Source organism: Neisseria dentiae (assembly GCF_024580525.1).
Lineage (GTDB): Bacteria > Pseudomonadota > Gammaproteobacteria > Burkholderiales > Neisseriaceae > Neisseria > Neisseria dentiae_A.
Genome location: NZ_JANIKQ010000011.1, coordinates 15457 through 37452 on the forward strand (window position 1 = coordinate 15457; position 21996 = coordinate 37452).

Genomic DNA, 21996 nt, shown 5'->3' on the forward strand with positions numbered 1-21996 from the left:
AGTTTTGCGAAAGCACCGAGCCATACAAAACCAAACCAATCTGAGCCGCCTAAAAATAGCGGAAAATCAAACCCTGATCAATGTTTTCTGCCCAGCCCCGGTTCGTCGGGCAGCAGCCATTCTTCTTCCTGTGCTGCCACCGCATAATCCTCATTGGCCCAAGCGCCCAAATCGATCAGTTTGCAGCGCTCGCTGCAAAACGGCCGGAAAGGATTATCGGCAGACCATTCGGTTAATGTACGGCAGGTAGGGCATTTCACCCATGTGTTTTTTTCGGTCATAAAATCCCCTTTAAATCGGGTCGAAACTGCACATCATCAGTTTGAACGGCACATCGCCCGTTACCTGCCTACCGCGGGCGTGTTCCTGCGAAGCCTCCAAAAAACGGATATGGGTAACGTATTTGTTGGCCGAAATCTCAGGCAAGGCCCGGTACTGCATACCTACTTCGATGGTCAGCATATGGATGCTTTGCGCCAAACTGCTGCTTTGATAACTGCCTTTCTGCGCCACGCAATCGACGGCAGCGGTATTGCCGCGCAAGATAGCCAGCAGCATACCGACCGCTTCTTGGGTCGGCAGCAAGGTGGCCGCCCATTTCTGCAAATCGGCCAAACGGTGCTCATGCGGCTGCCGCTGCCAGAAATAATAGGCGGGCAAATCAAACGGGCTGGTGCCGCCGGCCACCAGCATACGCTGTTTAATGGCCATCAACCAATCGTTTTCGCGCAGATGCTGGCCGAATTTCTGTTTGATTCCCTGCAAGTTTTCGGCCACCGCCTGCAACTGTGCCGATAAAACAGCCTGCGCATCCCGAATCCGGCCGGCTGCCGCAAACTGCCGCTGCCGTTCCAATTCCTGCAAAATATCCAGCTTCAACTCTGCGCGGCCGGCACATTCCATAATTTCAAACAGCGTAAACAATGCCAAATGATGCGGCCACGGGCTGTCTTCCCTCCGCATACTTTCGGTTTGGAAACGGTTGAACAAATGTTCGATGCGTAAAAAACTGCGTACCCGCTCGGAAAGCGGGTGCTCGAAACGGATCATGGGTTTGCTCTCGAAAAACGGGAAAAATAAGCCCGGTAATAACGGTGCAGACGTTGCACCTTAACCGCTAACTCCGCCAACGTGCCTTCGTTAGGCAAAACATCATCGGCTGCGAGTAAGCGCTCCCTGCGGCACGCCTGCGAAGCCATGATCCGCTTGATTTCTCCGGTATCAAGCCCGCTGCGGCTTTGCACCCGATCGATTTGGGTTGCTTCTGAAACGTCCACCACCAAAATACGGTCGGCCAACACGGAAAATACTGGCTGCTCGATCAAAAGCGGAATATCGATTACACCGTAAACCTGATCTGCCGCACTTTGCCGCCGCCGGATTTCCGCCAAAATCAGGGGGTGCATGATACTTTCCAAAACCTGCTTGGCCTGAGGCCGTCTGAACACTCTGTCCCGCAATGCGGCACGGTTCAGACGGCCTTCCGTATCAAATAATTCGTCGCCGAGCCTTGCCCGTATTTCAGGCAAAGCCGCACCGTGATCCGCCGTTAAGCTGCGGCTGACCGCATCGGCATCAATCACCGGCACCCCCAAACGGGCAAATTCGGCAGCGGCCTGTGATTTGCCGCTGCCGATTCCTCCGGTCAGTCCTACCCAATATGTCATGTTCCAAGCACCTCCGAGCCGCCCGGGCTTTCTGCCTGCCGGCGTATCCTCCAGCCTTCCGGCGGTGCGGCTCTTCTTTCAAGATCAGGCTTCGCGCGATATTGCAAACCGCCTTAAAACCCGGAAGCGCCCAACCACCATTTCACCGCAGCGGTGATTTTATCGTTGGCAATGAAAATCAGCCAGCCGGCCACGGCCAAACTTGGGCCGAATGCAAACTGCTGGCCCTTGGCCACCCGCATCACCAGCGCAGCAACCACACCGATAAGGGCGGCCATAAATACCAATACGGGCAATACGCCTACTCCCAACCATGCGCCCAGCGCCGCCAACAGCTTGAAGTCGCCGCCGCCCATACCTATTTTGCCGGTGAGCAGTTTATAAATATAACACAACAGCCACAGGCTCATATATCCGCACACCGCACCCAACACGGCTGAAGTAAGCGGCACAAATGCGCCGTTCAAATTAAACAGCAAACCCAACCACACCAACGGCAGGGTCAATTGATCAGGCAGGTATTGTGTATCGGCATCGATAAAGGTTAAGGCAATCAGCATGGCGGTCAGCACCACACCACCCAAAGTAACCACAGTCCAACCGTATTGCCACGCCACTGCGGCAAACAATATGCCGGTTAACAACTCTACCAAAGGATAACGCTTGCTGATCGGGGTTTTGCAGCTTCCGCACTTTCCGCCCAACAACAAATAGCTGATCACCGGAATATTTTGCCAGGGTTTGACCGGAGCATGACACTTCGGACAACGGGAGTCCGGTTTAATCAGATTGAAAGGCTGCTGTTCTTCGGCCGTAAGCGCCAAACCCAGGTGCTCTTTGGCAAATACCGTCCATCCGCGCTCCATCATCACCGGCACGCGGTAAATCACCACATTTAAAAAACTGCCTGTCAGCAAGCCGAACAAAGCTGCCAAAGGCACCGCAAAAGGTGCCAGCTCTTGAAGAAAATCCAGCATATCAGCCCACCACATTACCCAGGTTGAACAGGGGCAGATACATCGCTACCAGAATCACACCGATAATCGAACCGAGCACCACCATGATAATCGGCTCCATCAACGACGAAAGCTGGGCAACGGCATTATCCACTTCATCTTCATAGAATTCGGCGGCTTTATTCAGCATATCGTCCAGCGAACCTGATTCTTCGCCGATGGCAGCCATCTGCAACACCATATTGGGGAACATATCGGTGCCCTGCATACTGGAAGTCAGCGACAAACCCTGAGTAACTTTAGCACGAATATCTTGCGTGGCTTCTTCATAAAGAATATTGCCCGCCGCACCGGATACCGAATCCAACACTTCCACCAAAGGCACGCCCGCGGTAAACAATGTGGCAGTAGTGCGTGCCCAGCGTGCAATCGTGGCCTTGCGCACAATATCACCGAAAATCGGCAATTTGAGCAAAGCCGCATCAACCCGTTTTTGTAGCATGGGCGATCTTTTATACCACTGATACAGGCCGAAACCGACCGCAATGGTACCAACCACAATTACCCAGGCATATTTCACCATCAAGTCCGACATGTTCATTACGATTTGGGTTAGCCCGGGCAACTCCGCCCCCATGCTGCTATATACTTTACCGAACTCCGGCAACACGAACACCATCATGATAAACACCAGCACTACAGCCACCACCACAATGGCAATCGGGTAAGTAAGTGCGCTTTTCACTTTCTTTTTGATGGCTTGGGTTTTTTCTTTATATACCGCCAATTTATCCAGCAATGATTCAAGTACACCGCCCGCCTCACCGGCGGCAATCAGATTGCAGTAAAAACGGTCGAAATATTTGGGATGTTTGGAGAATGCCTTGCCCAATGCGCTGCCCTGCTCCACATCGGCGCGCACCTGCATCAGCATTTGCGTCATGGAAGGGTTAGAGTGGCCGCGCGCCACGATTTCAAACGCCTGCATCAAAGGCAAACCGGCTTTCATCATAGTGGCGAGCTGGCGGGTGAATACGGTAATGTCTTCTTGGGTGATCCGCTTTTTGCGTACCGCTTTAACTTTGCTCACGCGTAACGGCTTGATGCCGCGCCGCTGTAACTTTTTGCGTGCTTCTTCTTCGTTTTTGGCCACCACCTCCCCGCGCACCATTTGTTCGGTATCTATGTTCCTGCCTTCAAAAGAGAAACGCACACCTTTATCTTTTTTGGCCGAGCGGCTGCTAATATTACTTTTAATCATGTTTTACCCCTTAAAATAATCAAACTGTTTTTTAGAAACTGTTGGCAAGCGGCTTGTTCTCCTTGTTTCGATACAAACGGTGGGCACAAAACAAGATAGAACAACAAACTTGCAAAGTTAACGCAAAATTGATTGCCAACAGTTTCTTAATAATCAATATAATCAATCGTTAGTGTGAGCCAAAACTTCTTCTAAAGAAGTAATCCCCTGCATCACTTTCAACAAACCGGCACGGCGCAAATCCACCATACCTTCTTTATAGGCCATACTCATAATATCTACTTCGGTGCCGTTATTCATAATCACCCGTTGCATTTCTTCGGTAATCGGCATCACCTCATACACGCCGGCACGGCCTTTGTAGCCTTTTCCACGACAGCTATCGCATCCGACCGCACGATACATCGTCCAATCTTTAGCCAGATCTTCATCTGTAAAACCGGCTTTTTTCAAGGCAGGCACCGGCGGGCGCTCCATCGGTGTTTTACATGCCGGGCATAAACGGCGCAGCAGACGTTGCGCCATAATCAGGCTGACCGAACTGGCGATATTGAAAGGTGCCACCCCCATATTCAGCATACGCGACAAAGTGGCCGGAGCGTTATTGGTGTGCAGGGTGGAAAATACCATGTGGCCCGTTTGCGCAGCCTTAATGGCAATATCCGCGGTTTCCAAATCACGAATCTCACCCACCATGATGATATCCGGGTCTTGGCGCAGAAACGACTTCAGTGCGGCCGCAAAGGTTAGCCCCTGCTTGTCATTCACATTAACCTGGTTGATACCGGGCAGATTGATTTCCGCGGGGTCTTCTGCCGTGGCGATATTTACACTTTCGGTATTCAGAATGTTCAAGCAGGTATAAAGCGACACGGTTTTACCCGAGCCGGTGGGGCCGGTTACCAATACCATGCCGTAAGGGCGGTGAATAGCCTCGAGCAGCATTTCTTTTTGGAAAGGTTCGAAACCGAGTTGGTCGATATTGAGCGAACCGGCATCCGAATTCAAAATACGCATCACCACTTTTTCACCGAACAAAGTGGGCAGCGTGCTGACGCGGAAGTCAATCGGACGGCCATGCTTGTGGAAAGCAATTTGAATGCGGCCGTCCTGCGGCACACGCTTTTCCGAAATGTCCAAACGCGCCATCACTTTGATGCGCGAGGCCAGCTGGCCGCGCACCGCCACCGGCGGCTGCACCACTTCCCGAAGCTGACCGTCCACACGGAAGCGCACCCGTGCCATCTGTTCATAAAATTCGAAATGGATATCGGATGCACCGGCATTCAATGCATCGGAAAGCGTTTTGTGGATAAAGCGCGGAATCGGCCCGTCTTCCGCCTCTTCATTATCGATGTATAGCGCTTGCGCAGAAGCGGACGCATCATGCTCCTTGCTCATTTCGTTCAAAATAGAAGTAGACCGCTGCCCCAACCACTCGAGCAAAGTGCTCAACTGGTCGTCGCACACCACCACTAAATCAACCGATATACCTGAAGCAAAAGCGATTTTTTGGAAATTTTGAATCTGGGTAGGGTCAGACACCGCAAAATAAACTTTCCTACCCCGCTGAAAAATCGGAATACAGCGGTTTTGCAGCATCTGCTCTTCTGAAAGCACATCAGAAAGGATATTGCTGCGCGGATAGTGACGCAAATCCAGCAGCGGATAGCTGAACACCCGCGCCAATAACTCCCCCAGCGCTTTAGGTGTAATCACGCCCTCTTCAAACAACATGGGAAGAATGGACTTATTGCTTTTTAATACGCTTTGATACCGCTCGACTTGTGCGGCATCGACAATTTGACTTTGCACCAATACTCTTAATATACCGACGCTCATTTTTTTTATTCCTGCTTGACTGCCTGCATGATACACAGACAATTGCCATTATTATTAAATATGCCATTATACGGCATCATATGGTGATTTGCCGCCCGACATAAAACCCGCAATGCTGTTTCATACCCGATAAAACTATCCCGGTAAAAACAGTGCCATTATAAGCGAACAGGCCGGGTAAACCTACCCGGCCTGCGTTGAAATATATTCTATTTAATATTTATTCGGCGTAAAAACAACAGATAAAAAAATAACCGCATCATTGCGGTAAATGGTGGCCAGAGGCGGGATCGAACCGCCGACACACGGATTTTCAATCCGTTGCTCTACCAACTGAGCTATCTGGCCGTGCCTGAAGAGATGCGTATTAAAACAGAATCCGCCATACGGCGCAAGCATTTTGTTAAAAAAGTGCGCCGTTTCAAGCTAAGCGGCTATTTTTCCTAAAAATAAAACCGGCATTGTTGTTTACAGCATGCACAAATATGCCGAGGCTGTTTATTTATTGCAAATATTTTTGCTCAAAACACCGATTATCTGTAATATAAACCGAATATCCTATGTGGATAAAGTTTGATTATCACGAATTTTCTTATTTATCTAAAATAATCAATTTCTTGAAAGTTAAACTGCCACGACATCCAAATAATGACAAACACCACGCCGTGTGTGATTCTCTTTTCGCCAAATAGGGATTTTTATGAGCATTGTCGCCATCGATATACATCCGCAGAAAACGTTTTCAGAACTCTGCCCGAACGAGCTTCCCGTACCGGGTGCGCTTTCTATTGTTCCCCACCTCAACCGCCAAGCGGCTTGGGCGCATTACCGGGTATTAACCAAAGATGCCCACAGCCCGCACGAGCCGTGGCAGATCGACAACCAAGAACACTATCTGCCGCTGGAAAACGCCGACGATTGGGTCAGCCATGCGGTTTTGGGCACCGAAGGTTATGAAAACCTTCCCGGCCTGCCTTTGCCCGACAACTATCATTTTCTGGTGCATATCGGGCTGGAAAGCCACACCCACACTTTCGGCGCCTGTTTTCACGATATGTCTGAAAACATCAGCACCGGCCTGATAGAATGGCTGGCCAGCCGTAATGCAAAAACCTTGATTGTCGGCGGGCTGGCAACCGAATATTGTGTACAGGCAACCGTGTTGCAGCTTTGCTGGTATGGAAAATGGCGCGTGATTGTTAATTTAGATGCCTGTCGCAGCCTGAATGCTAAAGAAGAACATCAAGCCATCCGCAATATGGAAAAGGCCGGCGCCCTGATTGTGCACCACACCGACGATATTCCCGCCCTGCTGGCTTAAACCTTTGCCTGTATCCGGCCGTTAAAGCAGCTTCGTTTCGATAACAAGCTGCTTTCCCTTTTAATAAGGAACAAACCTTTACCATTGTTTTCAGACGGCCGTCTGAAACAATATTTTTAGCAAAAATGGTACTCGAGGGCTTGAATTTACCGCACCCAGCCCTATTTTGCCTTTCGTTCAAAACAAAATACTGCGCACACGTTTGCCGTGCAGTATTTCTTTTCTTAACAGCCTTATATTCAGGCATTTGTTTTTATTATCTATTTTGGAGCATACGCATGACTATCCGCCCCCTGCACGACCGTGTAGTCGTTAAACGCTTGGAAGCTGAAGAAAAAACCGCATCAGGCATCGTATTGCCGGGTGCCGCCGCCGAAAAACCCGATATGGGCGAAGTAATCGCCGTCGGCGCGGGTAAAATCGACCGCGACGGCAACCGCCGCCCGCTTGACGTGAAAGTCGGCGACAAAATCATCTTCGGCAAATACAGCGGCCAAACCGTGAAAGCCGACGGCGAAGAGCTGTTGGTAATGCGCGAAGAAGATATTTTCGGCATCGTAGAATAAAAGGCCAAAGGCCGTCTGAAAATGTTTTCAGACGGCCAAACAAAGAAAAACCTATTTTAATTCAATTAACTGGAGCATATAGATTATGGCAGCAAAAGACGTACAGTTCGGCAATGAAGTCCGCCAGAAAATGGTTAAAGGCGTAAACGTATTGGCCGATGCAGTAAAAGTAACCTTAGGCCCAAAAGGCCGCAACGTTGTGCTCGACCGCGCTTTCGGCGGCCCGCACATCACTAAAGACGGCGTAACCGTGGCCAAAGAAATCGAATTGAAAGACAAATTCGAAAACATGGGCGCGCAAATGGTGAAAGAAGTGGCGTCCAAAACCAACGACGTAGCCGGCGACGGCACCACCACCGCCACCGTTCTGGCGCAAGCCATCGTGGCCGAAGGCATGAAATACGTTACCGCAGGCATGAACCCCACCGACCTGAAGCGCGGCATCGACAAAGCCGTGGCCGCTTTGGTGGAAGAGCTGAAAAACATTGCCAAACCCTGCGACACTTCTAAAGAAATCGCCCAAGTGGGCGCCATTTCCGCCAACTCCGACGAACAAGTCGGCGCCATCATCGCCGAAGCAATGGAAAAAGTGGGCAAAGAAGGCGTGATCACCGTTGAAGACGGCAAATCGCTGGAAAACGAGCTGGATGTGGTGGAAGGCATGCAGTTCGACCGCGGCTACCTGTCGCCCTATTTCATCAACGAGCCGGAAAAACAAATCGCTGCCCTCGACAATCCCTTCGTGCTGCTGTTTGACAAAAAAATCAGCAACATCCGTGACTTGCTGCCGGTATTGGAGCAAATCGCCAAAACCAGCCGCCCGCTCTTGATTATCGCCGAAGACGTGGAAGGCGAAGCACTGGCAACCTTAGTGGTGAACAACCTGCGCGGCATTCTGAAAACCGTTGCCGTTAAAGCGCCCGGCTTCGGCGACCGCCGCAAAGCCATGCTGCAAGACATCGCCATTCTCACCGGCGGCACCGTAATTGCCGAAGAAGTGGGCCTGTCTTTGGAAAAAGCCACGCTTGAAGATTTGGGCCAAGCCAAACGCATCGAAATCGGCAAAGAAAACACCACCATTATCGACGGCTTCGGCGATGCTGCCCTGATTGACGCCCGCGTAGCCGAAATCCGCCAGCAAATCGAAACCGCCACCAGCGATTACGACAAAGAAAAACTGCAAGAGCGCGTAGCCAAACTGGCCGGCGGCGTGGCCGTGATTAAAGTCGGCGCGGCCACTGAAGTGGAAATGAAAGAGAAAAAAGACCGAGTTGACGACGCCCTGCACGCAACCCGCGCCGCAGTGGAAGAAGGCATCGTGGCCGGCGGCGGCGTAGCCCTGCTGCGTGCCCGTGCGGCCTTGTCTAAAGTGGAAACTTCCAACGCCGACCAAGACGCAGGCGTGCAAATCGTTTTGCGCGCAGTAGAATCTCCGCTGCGCCAAATCGTGAAAAACGCCGGCGGCGAGCCGAGCGTGGTGGTGAATAAAGTGCTGGAAGGCAAAGGCAACTACGGCTATAACGCCGGCAACGACACCTACGGCGATATGCTGGAAATGGGCGTACTCGATCCCGCCAAAGTAACCCGCTCGGCGCTGCAACACGCCGCCTCTATTGCCGGCCTGATGCTGACCACCGACTGCATGATTGCCGAAATCCCCGAAGACAAGTCCGCGGTTCCCGATATGGGCGGCATGGGTGGTATGGGCGGCATGGGCATGATGTAAGGCCGTCTGAAAACATAGTTGTACTATTCAAATACCCGTACGATGCAAATCGTGCGGGTATTTTATATAGTGAGTCCACTTAATTTTCGGCACAAGGCAACAAGTCAAAGATCACAAACTACGAGCGTCATACTCGGGCTTAAACCGAATATAACGGCACTATTACTAATGCTAAGTAAGTGGTTTAACCATACAGCTCGAAATACCTAAAGGCCGTCTGAAAACATTTTCAGACGGCCTTTAGCCTACATTTGAGCGTTGTAATATTGATACGCTTCATCCATATTATCAAACCGGTGCAAATGCCCTGCTTCCAACACCATCGCATTATCGCAATACTGTTTCATTGCGCTGGGGCTGTGCGACACCAGAATAATCGAACGGTCGCGGCGCTTTTCAAACAATTCGTAACGGCATTTCTCTGAAAAGCGCGAGTCGCCCACGGCAATCACTTCGTCAATCAGATAACAATCAAACTCCACCGCCAGCGACAGCGCAAAAGCCAGCCGCGCCTTCATACCCGAAGAATAACGTTTCACCGGCTCATAAAGATATTGTCCCAGCTCTGAAAATTCTTCGGTAAACGCTTTCACATAATCCATATCGACATTATAAATACGGCAGATAAAGCGCAGATTGTCCATGCCCGTGAGGCTGCCCTGAAATGCGCCGGAAAATGCCAGCGGCCACGAAATGCTCATAGTGCGTTTGATTTCGCCCTTGGTCGGCGGCTCTACTCCGCTCATCAAGCGGATTAAAGTGGACTTGCCCGCGCCGTTGCGGCCGAGAATGCCGATTTTTTCACCTTTGGCCAATGAAAAATTGATATCGTTCAACACCGTCCGCATTCCGTTGCGGGTTTGGTATTGTTTATAAACGTGTTCAACGGAAATCATTGTGGCTCCACCCCTTTGCTGAATTTGGCCACCATTGCCAAGCCGATAAACAGCAACACCAAATCACACAGCAGCAGATACCACGGGTTTCCCATCGTTATCGCAGAGCTGCCGAAATAGCCGTGGCGGAACATTTCCGTGCCGTGCACCATCGGAATCCACAACACATATTCCTGCGCCTGCTGCGGCAGCGACGATACGAAGAAAAACGCCCCCGAAAGCGGCAGCATCACAAAGCTCGCCGTGTTCCAAAGTTTGCCGAAAGCGTCAAATTTAAACGCAACCGAACACACCACCAGCCCCAAGCCCAGTGCAAACAAAGCCATCAACACCCAGGCCAGCAACATATAGAAAATATCGGCAGGCATTTCAACCCAGCGCACAGCAACCAATATGGCAACAATAACGATTTGCGCCACCGTTGCACCCGCCACTTCGAGCAGAACGCGCGAAAAAATCGTGTCCAACACCCGCACGTTGCGGTGGTAAAGCAGGCTCATATTGGCGGAAATCGCACCGATGGCGCGGTTAGAAGCATTGCGCCACATCATTGCCATCGGATAGCCGGTCAACGCAAACGCCACGATATTCAGCGATGAAATCTGGTCGGCTCGCAAAAACTTCCACATACCCACAATAAACGCCGTCATCAGCAGCGGTTCAACAAACAGCCACAGAAAACCGATATTGTTGCGCCCGTAGCGGGTGATGATTTCGCGCATCAGCAACGCGCCAATTACCCGCCCCTGTATGGCCAGCGATTCTTTAAATGAAGTTTCGTGCAAGGCTTTCATCAATTTTTATGCTCTCTCACGCTGGCCGCAAGCAGGCTGATGATGCCGTAAACCATCAGGCCGATAAAGAAAGTGGCGATGATGTTATAAAGCCGGTGCGGTTTCAACGCCATATCGGGGCGGCTCGGCTGCGACACCACTTCGAGATAAAGCTGTTTGCGGTCGGCTTCCGCCTTGGCACTTTCCAACGAGGCGATGGCTGCGGCCAATTGTTTTTCTGCCAATTCGTTTTCTAAAAACAAGCGCTGGTAAGCGGCCGCCTGTGCAGTAATCGAGTTATCGCCCCCGCCCGAAATCATCTGCATCTGTTGTTTGATTTCGCGTTTCAGGCTTTTTTCACGCGCCTGCAAACCTGAAATCTGCGGGTTTTCAGGTGTTACCGCACGCACCTGGTCGAGCTGGGTTTGAATCACGATTAATTCGTCTTGCAGCTTCGACACCAAGCCCATTTGCGCTTCCGACTGGGTTTTCAAATCGAAAATGCCGTTTTTGGTGCGGTAAACCGCCATATCTTCCGCAGCGGTCTTAACGCGCTCTTCTGCCACTGTAACGTTCTGCTCGGCCTGTGCAATGGTGTCTTTGCGCGCACGGGCATTCAGCTTGTTAATCAACTCTTCGCCCCGGCTCAATAAAGCCGCATTGATTTGCTGTGATTCCGCCGCATCGAACGACTCCACACTCAGCGTGGAAATACCCGAAACCGGGTCAAACGCAATATTGACCTTGCCTTTGTAGTATTGATAAAAAGCCTCGTTGGCATTCCACAAACCGAAACCGTTGAAGCGGCTGAAAATATCGCCCTTGTTTTCATAAAACGAACGCACCGGCAACGCTTTTTCCAAAGCCGTTAACGCCGAACGGGAACCCATATATTCGCGCACGGTATAAGTATCGTCCTGCGCGCGTGAAAAACCCGCGTTTTGCAGCAACGCACCCAAACCGCTCACCGAAGTCTGGTTACTGGGCGAACGCACCACGAAGCTCGATTCAGACACATAGCGGTCTGAAGCCCAAGCCGAAAAATAAGCCAGCGAACAAGCCGTCGGAATAATCACCGTGACCCAAAACAGTTTGCCGAATTTTTTCACTCGAAATTTCTTGCCCTTTTGCGGCGCATCCGCCGAGTAGGCCGCCTTAGCGGCGGCCGCTTTTTTCACTTCTTCTGATACTTGAGTGTTTTCCGTATCCACTTTTTGCTCAGACATTTTCACGCTTTCCGGTTAATTACCTAAATCATTAATACTGTTCACACCGCTAATAATCGGCGAGAACACAAATTGCAGGAATTTCTGAATTTCAGCCACAGGCGCATTCGACACATAAACAATATCCTTGTCTTTCACAGGAAAGCGCTGCAACCAAAACAAAGAATTCGGATCCAGCAGATCCATGCGGTAAACCGTAGGCACGTCCATCGCCAAATCGTAACCCTTGCCCAGCCACTTATCCTGCTCTCCCTGCGGCAGCGCAGAAACAGGCTGGTAGCGGAACACAAACACGCCCTCGGCATTAGAACGCCGGTCTTGCAAACCGCCTACCGCACCGATGGCCTCACCCAAATTCATACCCTTGGCCGAAAACGGCACCTGCTGATTGCGCCCCAACGCACCCAAAGCCGTGAAACTCAAAGGCTTGGACAACAAAGTCAGCACATCGCCCGGACGCAGCACCACATTTTGCGCCTCATCCGCCGTTACCGTTTCCAAAGCAACCGTGCGCACCGTATTACCGCGCGTGAGCTGAACGGAAATATCCTGCACACCGCTGTCGGTGCCGCCCACAGCCGCCACCGCATCCAACACGCGCTCATGGTGTCCGGTAAGCGGCATACGGATACTGCGCCCCGCACGGATTACCGTTACATTGCTTGAATTATTCTGCGCCACGCGCACCATCGCCTGAGGCTGGTTCGCCATTTTTTTCAGACGGCCTACGATTTCCTGCTGGATTCTGACCGGCGTTTTACCGCTTACCGCCACATTGCCCAAAAACGGCACCGAAACCATTCCCTTCGTATCCACCACCTGCGGCGGCAGGCTTACCATTTGTGCAGAACCCGAGCCAACCGAATTCAGCGCCCCGCCGAACAGCACCGCCGGTGCCGCTTCCCACAGCGTAATTTCCAACACATCGCCGGCGCCTACCGCATCGGCAAAGCCCGAATGGCGCGTTGCCAGATCGGCTAACGACTGCCCTTTTCCGGCAGAATACAGCGCGGAAATCACCCGCTCGTCGATATCGACCACGGCAACATCAGGCACAGACACCTGCGCCTGCTGGTGTTGCAAACCCATCACCTTAGTCCGGCTCGGCCCCGATGTTGGCAAATTACCACATCCGGACAACACCAATAAAACAATACAGCTTTTCAGCAGCTTAAAACGAGTCATCAACAAACTTTCTTTACAAAAGAAAACAAAATGCGCTTGAAAATCAAGCGCCGCATTTTATCACTTTACAACCATTGTCGGCACAGTAACTGAAAATATTTTAACAAAATACCAATCATTTGCTAAAAAAATAAAAAACAAGATAACAAAATTTTTCAAAACTATAACAAATTGCACTATAATGCAGTCAATTCAAAAACATATGCCAACGTTTTACTTGCCCGACAAGAAAGGTTAAACCGTGGAAAAAACCAATAACACCACCGATAGTACTCTAACATTTGCATCATTCAACGACCCCTTTCCCCTTAACGCCCACCACGGAATCTTCCATTCAGGCGCACCTGTCAAAAAACTGCTGATCGTATTCGGCACCCGCCCCGAAGCCATCAAAATGGCTCCTTTGGTTGAGGGTTTGAAAAAAAGAAACGCAGACTTCCGCGTCTGCGTAACCGCCCAACACCGCCAAATGCTCGACCAAGTGTTGGAATTGTTCGACATTGTGCCCGACTATGATTTGGACATCATGAGCAGCAAACAAACGCTGTCTACCGTAAACTCCGCCATTTTAGAAAAAATCCAACCCGTTTTAGACGACTACAAACCCGATGTTGTTTTTGTGCACGGCGATACTGCCACCACCCTGGCAACTGCTTTAGCTGCTTATTACAACCAAATCGATATCGCCCATGTTGAAGCGGGGTTGCGCACCAACGATATCTATTCCCCCTGGCCTGAAGAAGGCAACCGCAAACTTACCGGTGCTATCGCCAAATATCATTTTGCGCCTACCGAAAGCACCAAAAGCAACCTGCTTCGCGAAGGTGTTGCGTCCACAGGAATATATGTAACCGGCAACACCGTTATCGACGCCCTGTTTCTAGCCTGCCACAAAATCGACAGCAAAAAAGAATTGATGCAGCAATATGCCGGGCAATTCGCTTTTTTAGGCAGCGGCAAAATCGTGCTGATTACCGGGCACCGCAGAGAAAACTTCGGAGAAGGCTTTGAAAACATCTGCCAAGCCATTTCAAAGTTGGCAGACCAACACGCCGACGTGCAGTTTGTTTATCCCGTCCATCTGAATCCGAACGTGCGCGAACCCGTTAACCGCCTGCTTACAGGCAAACACAATGTTCATCTGATAGAGCCTTTAGATTATTTAGCTTTTGTTTATCTGATGAGAATGTCTCACCTGATTCTTACCGACTCCGGCGGCATTCAAGAAGAAGCCCCTTCTTTAGGCAAACCCGTGCTGGTGATGCGTGACACAACAGAGCGACCCGAAGCCGTGGCGGCAGGCACCGTCAAACTGGTCGGCACCTCCCAAGAAACCATTATCGAACAAGTGGGCCTGCTGTTAACCGATGCCACCGAATACGAAAAGATGGCCGGAGCACACAACCCCTATGGAAACGGAACGGCCGTAGACCAAATTTTATCGGTATTTACCGAACAACCGGCAACCGAACAACAACTCGCAATTTAATTTTAATAAGGAAAGCGCAATGCAAACTTTTCAAACCATTTCCGTTATCGGCTTAGGCTATATCGGCCTGCCCACCGCCGCTGCTTTTGCCGGTCACGGCGTGAAAGTCATCGGTGTAGATGTCAACCAACACGCCGTAGATACCATCAACCAAGGCAAAATCCACATTGTCGAACCCGACTTGGATACCGCCGTACACCAGTGTGTTACCAACGGTACACTCAAAGCCACTTTAACCCCTGAACCTGCCGAAGCATTTTTAATCGCCGTTCCCACCCCGTTTAAAGGCAACGATTACGAACCCGATTTAAGTTACATCGAAGCAGCCAGCAAAGCCATTGCTCCGGTTTTGAAAAAAGGCGACTTAGTGATTTTAGAATCCACTTCACCCGTTTGCGCCACCGAACAAATGTCTGCCTGGCTGGCCGCAGAACGTCCCGACTTAAGCTTTCCCCAACAAAAAGGTGAAGATTCCGATATCCGGATCGCCCACTGCCCCGAGCGCGTTCTCCCCGGCCAAGTAATGCGCGAATTGATTGAAAACGACCGCATTATCGGTGGCATGACCTCGAAATGTTCGGAACAAGCCGTGGCCTTATATAAAACTTTTGTAAAAGGCGACTGCATTATTACCAACGCCCGCACAGCCGAAATGTGCAAACTAACCGAAAACTCTTTCCGCGACGTAAACATCGCCTTTGCCAACGAGCTTTCCATTATTTGCGACAAACTGGATATCAACGTGTGGGAATTGATTTCGCTCGCCAACCGCCACCCCCGTGTCAACATCCTGCAACCGGGCTGCGGTGTAGGAGGCCACTGCATTGCCGTCGATCCGTGGTTTATCGTTAACAAAACACCTGATTTAGCCAAACTGATCCACACCGCACGCCTGGTAAACGATGGCAAGCCCGAATGGGTTATCGGCAAAATCAACGGCGCAGTAATTGAAGCTTTGCAGAAAAACCCCGGCAAAACCATAGCCGACATCAAAATCGCCTGCTTGGGATTAGCATTCAAACCCGATATCGACGACTTGCGCGAAAGCCCTGCCTTAAAGATTACCGAACAACTGGCAGAGAAATATCCCAATCAGATTTTGGCGGTTGAGCCGAACGTTGAAACCTTGCCTGCCAAACTTGCAGCCAAAAATATCCGCCACGCCAAACTGGACAAAGTATTGGAAGAAGCCGATGTTTTGGTGGTTTTGGTTGACCACAAAGAATTTAAAACGATTCAGACGGCCTCTGTGGATGCGGTTATTGTAGATACAAAAGGTATTTTGTAAGCATCAGATTTAAATGCTAGGTTCAGATGATTTCTAAATAAGTTTTATGGATTGGCTTTCGAGCAGGTATCAGCATCTTATCCCTTGATGAATTCCCCAATCCATAAAACTATGGCAGCAAAAACAAAATTATTCTATATATAGTTAAGTTACCCATATGAATAAAATAGATTTAGATAATTTAAAAAGCCGTTTCCATCAGGAAAATATACAACTCAATGATACACAGCTTGAAAAAACTGTTAAATTGTTTACAGAATTCTCAAACAGTATTCAAGAAGAACAAGAAAAAAAAATCAATCAATTACAAGACGAGCTATATCATTTACGTGTAGAAAAAAGCAAATACCAACTGTTATTAACTCAGCGCTTTCAAGATAAAAATAACCAAACGATTGCTTATCAATTTGGTCGCCTAATACTAGATTTTTTTAAAAACCCCATTCGTAACTTCATTACCCCAAATGCCCTATTATCAATTTACATACAATATTTAAACCGCAAGGCAAAAAAAAATCCACATACATTTTTTGAAAAAAAATGTATGGAATGGTTTAAGCATCTGGGGGCTAAAAAGCCAATTGATGATACATTCGACGCTTTGGTGCATGCTCCCTCCTCTCCCGTGGAGCAACAGGATATTAGAGCAACATCAGTAAGTAACGCACCCACAAAAAAACGTAAAGCATTGAAACGCAACTTCCCCCATAAAAAAGCTAAAGAACTGAAAGTTGCCATCATTTTAGACGAGTTCAGCTTCAATTCATTCAAAGACGAATTTACGCCACTAATTATTACACCAAGTAATTGGAAAATGGTTTTTGCGCAGCAGAAACCCGACTTGTTTTTTTGTGAATCCGCCTGGAGCGGTACAGATAGTGTTAACAGACCTTGGAAAGGGAAAATTTATGCCAGCGTAAATTTTCCAAAGGAAAACCGTAATGAATTACTTGAAATCTTAGATTACTGTAATACACACGGTATTCCAACCATATTTTGGAATAAAGAAGATCCGACTCATTATCCCGACCGTGTCCATGATTTTGTAAAAACAGCCTGCCTGTTTGATTTTGTCTTTACAACCGCCCAAGAGTGTGTAGAACAATACAAACAGGAATACGGCCTTGAAAATGTATATGCTTTGCCGTTTGCAACCAATCCGGCAGTTTTCAACCCTATCGACAACCCTGAAACCCCACGTACAGAAAAGATAGTGTTCGCAGGGAGTTGGTATGCTAACCATATTGAACGTTCCAAAACAATGCACAAATTGTTTGATAGCTTAATCGGCAACGGTTATGAGCTGGAATTTTATAATCGATACTATAACGACAATGATCCAAACCACTTAATTCCCGAACAATATCGGAAATATGAAAAACCAAGTGTTTCCAATAAGGAAACCAGCCGTATTTATAAATCCAGTCTGTTCGGTCTGAATTTGAATACTGTAGTAGATTCCGAAACAATGTTCGCCAGACGGGTATTTGAGTTGATGTCTAGCAACACTTTGGTATTGTCGAACTATTCCAAAGGAATGGAAAAAATATTTGGCAATAATGTGCTTTTTCTAGATACGGAGCCGAGCCGCCTGAAAGCTTTAACCCATCAGGAAATTGAGCAAATTAGAGAGGAGAATCTGAATAATGTTTTGGCAAACCACACTTATCAAAAACGCTTTGAAAGTATCTTAAATACTGTAGGAATTATTTATGATAAAGAACAAGAAAAAATCACCCTAACTGTAAAAGTATCAAATACAGAACAACTGCAAGAAGAAATCCGCATATTTCAACAAAAGTTCCGTGATGATAAATATCGCCTGCTTGCCGTATTGACTGATGCAATTTCTGATTTAGATGCTGCCAAGCTTTATTCGGAGCTCAACTATCAGAAAATCAATATACTTGCTGAGTCTTATGTGAAACGTTATGGAAATGAGCGTTCTAAATATTTAGAAACGCCTTATTTTGCTCTAACCGACAGTTTAAAAGCCTTGGAGCATACCACTATTGAAAAAGCCCTATTGCATAGCAGTTATGTTTCGGACGACTACATCGCACTTAACGCTCATAGAAAACAAAAATATATATTTGAACCTAAAATGAAAATGAACCATATTTTTGCATCTGCACAAAAATTCACTGAAGCTATAACTTACTTTAACCAAACAGTAGATTATCCCATTTACTACATCAACAAACAGGAGAGTGAATGATGAATATTAGTGTCATTATTCCCTGTTACAATGCTATTGGTAAGGTAGAGGCCTGCATCGCATCTCTAAAAAATATTGATTATCCAGACTCACAATATGAAGTTATTTTTGTAGATGATTGCTCCAAAGACGGCACATTGGCATATCTAACCGAGCAGGCAGCACAACATCCCAATTGGAAAGTGCTGAAAATGAACCAAAATAGCGGCTCACCCTCCGAACCCCGCAATCTCGGTATATCGCATGCAGTCGGTGAATATATTTTTTTCCTTGATTGTGATGATGAAATTTTTAGTGATACATTGAACATACATATGCAGGCTGCCAAACAGCAGAATGCAGATATTGTGCGCGGTTATCTTATTGTGAATGATGGCAACAAACATTTTCCTGCCAATCGAATTTTAGAAAATATTGATAACTTAAGTAAAAATGAAATAATTGAAACCATTATTCGAAAGCAAAGCACAACCGTACCCAGCCTGATTAAACGCAGCTTACTAAAAAAACACCAAGTCAAATGGCATTCTGATCTCAGAATGGGGGAGGATACGATTTATTTGGCTGACGTATTATCTGTTGCTAACCGTATTGTCTATATCGATCACCCGACATTTATTTATAACAAAAAAATCAATGAAGAAGCCTCTTCAACGCAAAGCTATGGCTCCCGCGAACTAAAAAACCATTTAACTGTTTGGCAAACTGCCCAAGAGAAGCTCGCCAAGCAAGGCGTAGATTATTATACAGCCCGCCTGCAAGTTGGCTTGCAAACAGCAATCCAATCCATGATTACCTATAACCGCTTTGACATTAGCGAAAACGACTTCATCGAATTTTCTAAGTTTATAAATAAAAACAAACGGTTAATAAATAGCTTTAACTACAATACGCGTATTAAAAGCGTATTAAACGAAATTTACAATAGCAATTACCAAGGTTTTCTCGAAGCTATTAAACTCAGGTTAGTCATAGCCGGCTATGATTTGAAATTTATCAAACCCGTTTTACCGGAGTTGGAAAAATTCTATCAAATTCAGATAGATGAATGGTCTGGACACAATACCCACAACGAGCAGCACAGCGAAAAATGTTTACAATGGGCCGAGATCGTGTTTTGCGAATGGATGCTGGGCAACGCCGTATGGTATAGCCAGCGGATTAAAGAGAACCAAAAGCTCTTTATCCGCATGCACCGTTTTGAACTGACAACTTCTTGGTTCAAACAAATAGACTTCACAAAAGTCAACCGTGTGTTTGCCGTATCACTCTATTTCTTTGAAAAATTGGTGGAATATACCCGCATTTCCCGCTCACAAGCCTGCCTGCTGCCCAATTATTTGGATAGTAATGATTACGATCGTTCCGAAAGTGAAGAAAAGCTCTTCAACCTCGGGATCATCGGTATCCTACCTTCAAGAAAAGGCTATCTAAATGCACTGAAATTATTGAAGAATCTTATTAACAAAGACAAAAAATACCGCTTATACGTTTACGGGAAAATGCCGGAAGAATTACCTTGGGTAAAAAGCAATCCAACAGAAATGACTTATTTCAACGAATGTAAACAATTTATTAAGCAACACAATTTACAGAAACACGTTATCGTTAAAGGTTGGGTTAACGTTAAAACAGAATTAAAAAATATCGGCTTTATCTTATCCACAAGCGATAACGAGGAAATCCCGGAAAGCTTCCATATTGCACCAGCAGATGGCTTTTCTTCGGGGAACCAAGGCATATTGTTGAATTGGAACGGCGTAGAGTATATCTATCCCAAAAAATATATATTCGACTCACTTGAGCTAATGACAGAACATATCCATGCCCAAAACACATTAAATAAATTCAACCGCTATAATCAGCAAGGCTTGGAAATGATTCAAGAGCGTTACTCAGTAGAAGCCTTTGTCAAGCAGCTTCGGCGACAGTTCCGCATTTCTGCAACCCTTTTCCCGACTGCACCTGCACCAAGAGAGGACGATACAGCAAATCGTAAATGCCTTGTAGAAATTAGCAATCGCAAGCTCACTGCCGAAGGTATTGTTATCAAACTACCTAAAGAAGCACAAAGCAACTGTAAATTAATCTTGGAATACAGCCTACAGCTTTCTGCCAACACCAAAGTTAATGCTGCTTTGGTTGCCCTTAAATCGGCCAATACAGAACCCGTATCAGGATTTAAGCTATCTGATCTCAAAGAAATCGGTCTGTATAAATATCTGAATACAACAGCCGGCGGACAAAATCATTTTTTAGAAATAACATTATCTAAAAATAATATGGTTGAGCAATTAAGATTTGTTTTATGGCAAAAAGATGCTGATATTGAATTAACAAATGTTAATTTAATCAAATTTTAACTATTACTACTATAGAGGTTAATATGTATTTTATTGGACAAACCAGATTTAGCTTATACATTCCGGGAAGTAATGCTTGGAATGTGTCTAATTTTACAGAAGAAGAATACATCGCTCATCTGTTTTCAGATGAGCGCATGGCTATTAGAGCTAGAATTTTTAGCGAGATTTCTGTTCCAATGCTAGCAAAAATGAAAGGGGAATTTGATTATAATCATATAGTCTCATACTCTTCGATTATGCCTGAAAAATGGAAGAAAATATTGTTTGATTTACAAAAAAACTATCCATTTATATATTTACATGAAGCAGATAAAAATAAGGTTAATCCCATTTATCCAGTTTTAAAAAATAAACCTAACGGATGTATTGCATTTTTTCGCTTAGATGATGATGATTTATTATCTATAAATTTTTTAAAGTCATTATCCAAGTATAATAATTTAGCATTCAGAAATATGGCTGTTTCTTTTGGCAAAGGATTTACTGGTTATTACAAAGAAAATCATTTTATAGATTTTAGAGAATGTAAACAGAGATTTATTGCAATTGGTCAAGCTTATATTGGAACTTACATTGATGGAAAAGTTGAACTACCTGTTATACATAGCCACCATAATTTAGATGAAAATTATCCTGTAATAGTTGATTCTCGTGAATTTATGTATATTCATACGCATCATGCTCAGCAAGATACTAATTATCGCTTTTCAAATGACTCAAGCAATAAGACTAATACTATCGAGTCTGATTTAATGAAATATCCAAAAGTAAAATCATCTGGCATTATTAGTGAAAATTTTCCTTATTTACTTAAAGATGTTAATGATTTCTTAACTAATCAAAAATTAGTTTGTAATATAAATAACCTTATGTTGTCTAATAAATATTCCACTTTTGAAATCAAAAACAATATTGAAGACATTGTGTTTGATTGTGAATATGAATTGCACACAGAAAAATCAATATCTTCCTCTAAAGCATTTGTATTATCAATATTCCCTGAGGACTCCTCAAGTAATATACAAGGAATGACTCGGTCTAATAACCCTGAGATTGGATGGTATAAATATATATCTGTATCAGCAGGTTTGTCTAAAGGAGAGTTTTCATTTTCACTAGATAAACCTATGAAAATAAAAAAGTTAAAAATAACAATATGGGATAACAGAATTAAAGAAGCTGAAATAAAATCAATTAATTTGCTTAGTTAAATAAT

18 protein-coding genes and 1 tRNA gene are annotated in these 21996 nt (G+C 46.6%); 8 read left to right on the plus strand and 11 right to left on the minus strand.

The window, feature by feature from the left end; translation table 11 throughout:
* Positions 1–77: 77 nt before the first annotated feature.
* The 7 genes from NQ012_RS07725 to NQ012_RS07755 all read right to left on the minus strand — a co-directional run bounded on the left by NQ012_RS07725 (position 78) and on the right by NQ012_RS07755 (position 6074).
* On the minus strand, positions 78–281 hold the full coding sequence (locus NQ012_RS07725; RefSeq protein ID WP_257067027.1) for a DNA gyrase inhibitor YacG: 204 nt from the start codon (positions 279–281) through the stop codon (positions 78–80).
* 10 nt (positions 282–291) lie between these two features.
* Positions 292–1050 (minus strand): cell division protein ZapD, encoded by a 759-nt coding sequence (gene zapD / locus NQ012_RS07730; RefSeq protein WP_257067028.1) that lies wholly within the window; start codon positions 1048–1050, stop codon positions 292–294.
* A complete protein-coding gene (gene coaE / locus NQ012_RS07735; protein WP_257067029.1) occupies positions 1047–1667 on the minus strand; it encodes a dephospho-CoA kinase in 621 nt (206 codons plus the stop codon). The genes zapD and coaE overlap by 4 nt, the downstream gene beginning before the upstream one ends.
* Positions 1668–1780: 113 nt before the next feature.
* On the minus strand, positions 1781–2644 hold the full coding sequence (locus NQ012_RS07740; RefSeq protein WP_257067030.1) for a prepilin peptidase: 864 nt from the start codon (positions 2642–2644) through the stop codon (positions 1781–1783).
* A 1-nt stretch (position 2645) separates the two neighbouring features.
* Complete coding sequence (locus NQ012_RS07745; RefSeq protein ID WP_257067031.1) at positions 2646–3884, minus strand: type II secretion system F family protein; 1239 nt, start codon at positions 3882–3884, stop codon at positions 2646–2648.
* Positions 3885–4046: 162 nt separating this feature from the next.
* Positions 4047–5726 carry a type IV-A pilus assembly ATPase PilB gene (gene pilB, locus NQ012_RS07750; RefSeq protein WP_257067032.1) on the minus strand — a complete coding sequence of 560 codons (1680 nt, stop codon included), beginning with the start codon at positions 5724–5726 and terminating at the stop codon, positions 4047–4049.
* Between the two features lie 272 nt (positions 5727–5998).
* Positions 5999–6074, minus strand: a tRNA-Phe gene (locus NQ012_RS07755).
* Between the two features lie 352 nt (positions 6075–6426).
* Here NQ012_RS07755 and NQ012_RS07760 point away from each other — a divergent pair.
* The 3 genes from NQ012_RS07760 (at position 6427) to groL (ending at position 9339) form a co-directional block, all read left to right on the plus strand.
* A complete protein-coding gene (locus NQ012_RS07760; RefSeq protein ID WP_257067033.1) occupies positions 6427–7047 on the plus strand; it encodes an isochorismatase family protein in 621 nt (206 codons plus the stop codon).
* A gap of 278 nt (positions 7048–7325) precedes the next feature.
* The gene (gene groES, locus NQ012_RS07765; protein ID WP_257067034.1) at positions 7326–7613 is read left to right on the plus strand and encodes a co-chaperone GroES; all 288 of its coding nucleotides are present in this window, start codon (positions 7326–7328) and stop codon (positions 7611–7613) included.
* An 85-nt stretch (positions 7614–7698) separates the two neighbouring features.
* Positions 7699–9339 carry a chaperonin GroEL gene (gene groL / locus NQ012_RS07770; RefSeq protein ID WP_257067036.1) on the plus strand — a complete coding sequence of 547 codons (1641 nt, stop codon included), beginning with the start codon at positions 7699–7701 and terminating at the stop codon, positions 9337–9339.
* A gap of 245 nt (positions 9340–9584) precedes the next feature.
* Here the strand turns inward: groL and NQ012_RS07775 are convergent, their stop codons facing one another.
* From NQ012_RS07775 to NQ012_RS07790, 4 genes are read right to left on the minus strand one after another with little or no spacing between them, the layout of a single operon-like run.
* A complete protein-coding gene (locus tag NQ012_RS07775) occupies positions 9585–10235 on the minus strand; it encodes an ABC transporter ATP-binding protein (protein WP_257067038.1) in 651 nt (216 codons plus the stop codon).
* Positions 10232–11029: an ABC transporter permease gene (locus NQ012_RS07780; protein WP_257067039.1), complete on the minus strand. Its 798-nt coding sequence runs from the start codon at positions 11027–11029 to the stop codon at positions 10232–10234. Before NQ012_RS07780 ends, NQ012_RS07775 begins: the two co-directional genes overlap by 4 nt.
* Positions 11029–12234: a capsule biosynthesis protein gene (locus tag NQ012_RS07785; RefSeq protein WP_257067040.1), complete on the minus strand. Its 1206-nt coding sequence runs from the start codon at positions 12232–12234 to the stop codon at positions 11029–11031. Before NQ012_RS07785 ends, NQ012_RS07780 begins: the two co-directional genes overlap by 1 nt.
* A gap of 15 nt (positions 12235–12249) precedes the next feature.
* Entirely contained in the window at positions 12250–13419 is a 1170-nt protein-coding gene (locus NQ012_RS07790; RefSeq protein WP_257067041.1) for a polysaccharide biosynthesis/export family protein, read from the minus strand.
* 241 nt (positions 13420–13660) lie between these two features.
* On the opposite strand from NQ012_RS07790, the gene wecB reads away from it, so the two are divergent.
* The 5 genes from wecB (at position 13661) to NQ012_RS07815 (ending at position 21991) form a co-directional block, all read left to right on the plus strand.
* The gene (gene wecB / locus NQ012_RS07795) at positions 13661–14908 is read left to right on the plus strand and encodes a non-hydrolyzing UDP-N-acetylglucosamine 2-epimerase (RefSeq protein ID WP_373566645.1); all 1248 of its coding nucleotides are present in this window, start codon (positions 13661–13663) and stop codon (positions 14906–14908) included.
* Between the two features lie 19 nt (positions 14909–14927).
* The gene (gene wecC, locus NQ012_RS07800) at positions 14928–16196 is read left to right on the plus strand and encodes a UDP-N-acetyl-D-mannosamine dehydrogenase (protein ID WP_257067042.1); all 1269 of its coding nucleotides are present in this window, start codon (positions 14928–14930) and stop codon (positions 16194–16196) included.
* 157 nt (positions 16197–16353) lie between these two features.
* A complete protein-coding gene (locus NQ012_RS07805; protein WP_257067043.1) occupies positions 16354–18414 on the plus strand; it encodes a CgeB family protein in 2061 nt (686 codons plus the stop codon).
* Positions 18411–20777: a glycosyltransferase gene (locus NQ012_RS07810; protein ID WP_257067044.1), complete on the plus strand. Its 2367-nt coding sequence runs from the start codon at positions 18411–18413 to the stop codon at positions 20775–20777. Before NQ012_RS07805 ends, NQ012_RS07810 begins: the two co-directional genes overlap by 4 nt.
* A 23-nt stretch (positions 20778–20800) precedes the next feature.
* Positions 20801–21991, plus strand: a complete 1191-nt coding sequence (locus NQ012_RS07815; RefSeq protein WP_257067045.1) for a putative rhamnosyl transferase — start codon at positions 20801–20803, stop codon at positions 21989–21991.
* Positions 21992–21996 lie beyond the last annotated feature (5 nt).